5 protein-coding genes are annotated in these 6,567 nt (G+C 42.6%); 4 read left to right on the top strand and 1 reads right to left on the bottom strand.

Features of this window, described 5'->3' with window-relative positions; translation table 11 throughout:
* Positions 1–243 precede the first annotated feature (243 nt).
* The 3 genes from agaF (at position 244) to B7C60_RS05150 (ending at position 3,121) form a co-directional block, all read left to right on the top strand.
* Positions 244–678, top strand: a complete 435-nt coding sequence (gene agaF, locus B7C60_RS05160) for a PTS galactosamine/N-acetylgalactosamine transporter subunit IIA (RefSeq protein ID WP_099610733.1) — start codon at positions 244–246, stop codon at positions 676–678.
* A gap of 36 nt (positions 679–714) precedes the next feature.
* Positions 715–1,833, top strand: a complete 1,119-nt coding sequence (gene nagA / locus B7C60_RS05155) for an N-acetylglucosamine-6-phosphate deacetylase (protein WP_099610732.1) — start codon at positions 715–717, stop codon at positions 1,831–1,833.
* A 358-nt stretch (positions 1,834–2,191) separates the two neighbouring features.
* Positions 2,192–3,121 carry an IS630 family transposase gene (locus B7C60_RS05150; RefSeq protein WP_099610731.1) on the top strand — a complete coding sequence of 310 codons (930 nt, stop codon included), beginning with the start codon at positions 2,192–2,194 and terminating at the stop codon, positions 3,119–3,121.
* 151 nt (positions 3,122–3,272) lie between these two features.
* On the opposite strand, the gene agaR is transcribed toward B7C60_RS05150, so the two are convergent.
* Entirely contained in the window at positions 3,273–4,052 is a 780-nt protein-coding gene (gene agaR, locus B7C60_RS05145; protein ID WP_099610730.1) for a transcriptional repressor AgaR, read from the bottom strand.
* 714 nt (positions 4,053–4,766) lie between these two features.
* Here agaR and B7C60_RS05140 point away from each other — a divergent pair.
* On the top strand, positions 4,767–6,567 hold a 1,801-nt coding region (locus tag B7C60_RS05140), incomplete at its 3' end, for a methyl-accepting chemotaxis protein (RefSeq protein ID WP_216639305.1).

The raw sequence follows: 6,567 nt of genomic DNA, 5'->3' as shown, positions 1-6,567 counted from the left end.
TGGTTGGAGCCCAATTAAACTGATTGTGGTTACGGTTGTGATGGCGGTTGCGGGTCGTTTTATCGGTTTCTTATAACGCTTTAACCGAGAGAGAAAACGGCCAATCAGAGGGGGCGTGAATCCTTAAAGGGATCAACGTACCAGCCAATTGACTTGGTGTTGCCATGAGCGTTGGATAATCGATGACTTCGCTTATGCTTTAAGTCAGCTGGATCCCCCTCTTTAATAGAAGAGGAAAAGAAGATGTTGAGTGTGATTATTTCCGGCCATGGTGCATTTGCCTCAGGTATGGAAAAAGCCATGCACCAAGTGATTGGGGTACAAGAGCAATGTGTAGCGATTGATTTCCCTCCGGAATCAACAACCCAACAACTGGAAGCACAATTTCGAGCCGCAATGGAGAATGTTGGTACACAAGATGGGCTGGTATTTATCACCGACTTATTGGGTGGCAGTCCATTTCGTATCGCGTCAACCCTTGCTTTAGAGCACGGTAATATAGAAGTCATTACAGGGGCTAACCTGCAATTAATTTTAGAGATGATGTTGGAGCGTGACGAACTCAACATTACCGAATTTAGAGAACAAGCCTTGTTATGTGGCCACCGTGGAATGACATGTTTATTTGATGAGTTGGCCAAACAATCACAGACCGAAACGGCATGTGAAGGCATTTAACCGAATGCTTTTGTGATATGTCGAGGAGCGAATAAAGTGAAAATTAATGTAAAACAGATTCTTACCGAGCAAGGATGGCAGCAAGATTACATTATTAGCATCGAAGATGAGTGTTTTACGCAAATTCGGCCTAAGCAGCCCGAAGACGATATATCCACCATGATGCAAGTGGAAGTGATGTTACCCGCACTGGTTGACTCACACGTGCATGGTGGCGCTGGTGTCGATGTGATGGACGGCACGCTCGAATCATTAACCCAATTATCACAACATTTAGCGAGTCAAGGCGTTGGCGCTTTTCTCGCAACCACGGTTACCGATCAGCTACCACATATTGAACGTGCTTTGATTAATGTGGCTGAAGCCATGGTGCAAGGTGTTCCTGGGGCGACGATTTTAGGCAGTTATTTAGAAGGCCCTTATTTTACCGAGCGGCATAAAGGTGCTCATGATGCCAGTTTATTCCGTGAGTTGGACACACAGGAACTGGATCATCTGATCGCAGTCAGTCGAGACACATTAAAAGCGGTTGCGTTAGCACCAGAAAAAAAGAATGCATGCCACGCCATTCGTCATTTGAAACAGCGAGGACTCAACGTGATGTTGGCACATACCAATGCGAGTTACGCTCAAGCAAACTCGGCATTTGAGGCCGGTGCAGATGGCATTGTCCATTGCTACAACGGGATGAGTGGCCTTCATCATCGAGAACCCGGTGTGGTAGGCGCTGGGCTCAGTGACTCACGAGCTTATATTGAGTTGATTGCAGATGGCCATCATGTTCATCCAGCAGCAATGAAAATTTGTGTCAGTTGTGCCGCAGAACGTTTAGTGCTGATCAGCGATGCCATGCGTGCAACTGGCCAACCTGATGGTGAGTATTTCTTGGGCGGTAATGCGGTCCGTATGCAAAGCGGCATTGTGACCACCCAAGAAGGGGGATTAGCAGGGAGTACTTTAGCGTTATTCCAAGGGGTGAAGAATTTATCAACCATGGCGGGTGTGGAATTAAAACATGCGATTGAATCAGCCAGTTTATTTCCGGCTCGTTTATTGGGTGTTGAGGATAAATATGGTTCCATCGCTGTCGGTAAAAAAGCTAATTTTTTATGCGTTAACCCAGCGATTGAATTAAAAGAAACCTGGGTGACATGATTTCCGCAGTATTGATCAAGCGGTATCTTCATTATAATGAAAACCGTTTTGATGCCTACTATTTTGTTGGGGAGACACCTCATGAGCTGGTTGATCAAAACGAAATGGTGGCTTTAAGAGTTTAAATGCCAGTCCAATTTTTGGCTTCTAGGTATATGGAGGTCTTAACGGAATCGCTTTAGTAGGCCGAAGTCCTCTCCTCTAAAAATACTTATTCTTACATAGAGCTTGTGCTTTGATCTCTTTATCTAAGTGCCTGTGAAAAGTAACAGGAAGAAAAATTTAAGGGGCTTAGTATTATACCAGTGATCATTGAAGATGCTTGATTTTTCATAAAATCAGGATCATGCTACGCTCCATGAAAATAACACTGACTCCCCAACAGAAACTACAACTCGAAGAGATGCACGATTCCACTCGTGATGGTCGAGTACGTGACCGCATCAAAGCGGTCTTACTTGCGTCTGAAGGTTGGAGTCAGGCGATGATTTCTCAAGCTCTTCGCATTCACGAATCGACTGTTGCACGTCACCTCAGCGACTACGTGCTTTCTGAAAAACTCAAGCCTGAAAATGGTGGAAGCCAAAGCAAGCTTTCTGCTACCCAAACCATGCATCTAATCGAGCATTTGACTGAAAAAACTTATTTCCATACCCATCAAATCGTTGCTTACGTCGAGGCTGAATTCGGCGTTCGCTACACAGTTGCAGGCATGAATAAGTGGTTACATCACCACGGTTTTTCATACAAAAAGCCTAAAGGTGTACCGCACAAGCTAAAACCTGAAGAGCAGCAAGCATTTATCGAGTATTACAACGAGGTGCTTAAGTCCAATGATGCGCCAGTGCTTTTCATGGATGCTGTTCATCCGACTCAATCAACAAAGCTCAGCTATGGCTGGATCCGTAAGGGTCAGGATAAGCTTATTGAAACGACAGGTAGTCGTACTCGAGTGAATTTAATCGGTGCTCTCCCCCTGAAAGATATTAGCGCCACGATCACCGATACTTATGAGACGATAGATAGCGAGAGTATTGTTCGCTTCTTTTGGAAGCTCAATATAGAGCTTCATTACTTTCCGCCATATAGTCCGAACTTAAATCCGATAGAGCGGCTTTGGAAAGTAATGAATGAGCATGTGAGGAACAACGTCTATTTTCCCTCCAAAGCAGCATTCACCTCTGCTATCAAAACGTTTTTTGATGTAACGCTCCCTGAAGTTGCAGGCTCACTCGCATCCAGAATTACAGATAATTTTCAGATATTGAAACCTGCATCTTCAAGTTGAACGGGTATAGTAGGGGAGAAAATAGATTTGAATAACATTAGGCGGCCCTATATGGAAGACATTAGCTACACCAATGAAATGTCCTGAACCGCTTTAGGTTATGTCCAGCTGTCGAGAACAGCATGTCGACCGTGACAAAAGTGAGTACGATTTATTGAGGAGATGTTTGTACAATAATGACGTTAACTCCTTGATCTTGTAGTTCTTTCAAATATTCATCTGGAATGTTTGAATCAGTGACCAGCGTATCAATGTTGTTAAATGCTCGAATCATGTGGCAGCTGCGTTTGCCAAACTTACTTGAATCTGCCACAGCAATTATTTTATCTGCCACTTCACACATGAGTCGGTTGAGGGAGGCTTCCTGTTCGCTGTATGTTGTAATACCCGCTTTAATATCGAAACCATCTACGCCTAAGAACACTTTATCGAAGCGATAATTTTGCAATCCTGCTTCTGACTTTGGTCCTGAAAAAGACATAGCTTTTTTTCTCAAAACGCCACCGGTCATTAAGACTTCAACGCCTGATTTCGATGAGAGTTCCATCGCGACATCGAGTCCATTAGTCATCACGACTACGTTTTCGACGTTATTTAAATAACGTGCAATTTCTAGCGTCGTGGTACCGGAATCTAGGATCACAGTGTCACCATCTTCTACGAGTTTTGCTGCCGCCTTACCTAAGAGCGCTTTACTCTCAGAGTTATGACGTCGTTTTTCGTGGACCGACAACTCAGAGATTAATCCTGAATTAGGGATTGCTGCGCCGTGTGAACGGACAATATAGCCATTCTTTTCAAGAAAAGAGAGATCGCTACGAATTGTAACACTGGACACATTAAACTTAGAGGCCAAGTCTTCAACACGGGCTCTGCCGACAGAATTGACTAGCTCAACAATTTCATTGCGTCTTTCGACCGCCGTTATCATTGGATTACTCCTGTAACATGAAACTAACTTTCATTTTGTTTCTTTAAAAGGATTATATACTAAATCGAAAGCAAGCTTACAACAAGCTAACCACTTGCGAATTGTTTTTTTTATAAAGTATCGTTAACCAAGCGTCGCATCTGACTTTTTTAAACAGCGCGCCATTTTTAGTATTCAAACTCTAATATTCAGGGGGTTGTCGGCGATATAAAAATTAAATAAGTGCAGGCTCAACTCAGTTAAACTAGTTTGATTGAATCATGTTGCAGCTTTCAATTCCGTGACAGGCTGCACTCTTCTCTTCTTCATCTACTTTCATCTAGGTATGCAGCGCACAAATAACTTATTTAATATTCGTCCAATACCTGCTGGCATCAAAGTATTTTATTTAAGAGAATTAACATTTTTAATACTTACAGTAACTTATAAGATCTAAAAATGGACACAATCTATCATTTTGATAATACGAACTAGTATACTAAACTCATCTTATTGTATATCAACTTTCTTTTTCTTTTGTTTTTTTTTGCAAGTTGGTAATAAGGTAAAAGTCATTACCTTTCGTTTGTTTTCGTTTTGTGCATAAAGTCACAAAGGGATGATGAAAAACACGGTACAATTCAATGATATTTAAATAATTATGAATCTGCGTGAGAGAAGTGTTTGGTATTCAATGTACGTAGTTTTTATTTAATAGATTCATGAGGAAGTCAGATGTTTCATTTGAACCAGTATGGTTTTGCTAAACGATTAGGGGCCGGGTTTGCCATCATCATCCTATTGTCGTTGGTGATTTATGGAGAAGGTCTTCGCTCTCACTCGGTGACGAAGAGCCAAGTCAGTCAGTTGATTAAAGCGCATGTTGGCGTACGTGAAGTGTTTGGTTTGCAAGTATTAGAAAATAGCTACCTTAATACACGAGACCCTGTTTATGCTCAACGTTTCAAAAAGTGGCATAAGGTCAACTTAGATAATTTTATTGCTAATGAACATATTTTTACTCATCCGGATAACCGTGAATTAGTTGAGACATTTGAATTTGCAAGTGTTGCTTATGGCAAGGAATTCGATGCCTTCAATCAACAGATGAATAAGGTTCAAAGCATCAATAAGCAGCTTGAACAATTAGAAGAAAAGTGGGCAAGTGAGTTTTTATCTGACAGCGCACAATTGAGATTAATACAACTAAGTAAAGCAAGAATGCAGGTTGAACTGCAATTAGAACCGTCATTGATTGAAGCGTGGCAGCATCAGCTTGAAGAGTGGAATCGCAATATTATGGTGACGGGTAACGAAGTTGCTGAATATCAAAATGAGTTAAATCAAGTTGCTCAGTATGTTTCTAACCTTGTTCATACTCGTGAAGTAATGAACACATATGCAGTACAAGTGCGTGATAGTGCCAAAACGTTAGCGAGTAACATTGAAACCCAAATGGAGGAATCGGAGCGCTTTAGTTCGATAGTCAGTATTGTGGTTTGCCTGCTTTCCGTTATTGCGAGCTTCTTTATTGGTTTGGTGATTACGCGTTCTGTGGTTACCCCAGTTAATGCGACTATTCGTATTGTAAAGCATTTGGCTGCGGGGGAATTACACCATCATTTGCCAACCACAGGTAAAGATGAAATGGCCAGCCTTGCGATTGCGATCAACGATATGACGAGATCGCTACGTGCTATGGTAGGGGACATCAGTCATAACCTTGGTGCACTTAACACTATCGCGGCAGACGTGGGCGTGATGGCAACGGAAAACAATAACGGCTCGAAAAGACAGTTATCAGAATCTGAACTCGTTGCGACGGCGATGACTCAATTGACGGCAACAATGAATGAGATTACAGGCAGTATTTCTGAAGTTGCAGAAAGTGCAGGCAGAAGTCAGCAGCTCATCAATCGTTGTAATGAAGTGACCGACGACGCGATTAAGGGTTTTACCACACTAGATAGCAATATTATGGGGGCATCCACTGTCGTTGAGCAGCTAGCGAAAGGGACGGAAAACATCAGCTCCGTGCTTGAAGTCATCAATAGCATTTCCGAGCAAACCAACTTATTGGCACTGAATGCCGCCATTGAAGCGGCACGTGCTGGTGATCAGGGGCGTGGTTTTGCTGTGGTGGCAGATGAAGTACGTTTGCTTGCACAACGAACACAAAGCTCGACTCTAGAAATTAAAACCATCATCACCTCATTGCGTGAAGATGCCTCACAAGCGGTTGAAGTCATGGAACAGAGCCGCAATGCGATGTCTGCCTCTCACCAACAAGTGAATGATATTGCTTCACACCTGCACAATGTTCAAGATTTAGTCAGCAATGTTGCTGATCAGGCGATTAACTTATCATCGGCATCGGTTGAGCAAAACGTGACTGCTGAGTCATTTAACGAAAGCATGCAAGTCATTGTCGATATTACCCGACGTTATTCCGAGCGAGCTGAACAGCTAGAAAAAACCGCAGAGCAGTTAGCTGCTTGTAAGGATGACATCAATGAGCATGTCTCTCAGTTTCATC

Source organism: Vibrio fujianensis (genome assembly GCF_002749895.1).
GTDB lineage: Bacteria > Pseudomonadota > Gammaproteobacteria > Enterobacterales > Vibrionaceae > Vibrio > Vibrio fujianensis.
Note: the sequence above shows the minus strand (reverse complement) of the source record. Positions and strands in the feature narration are given on the sequence as shown.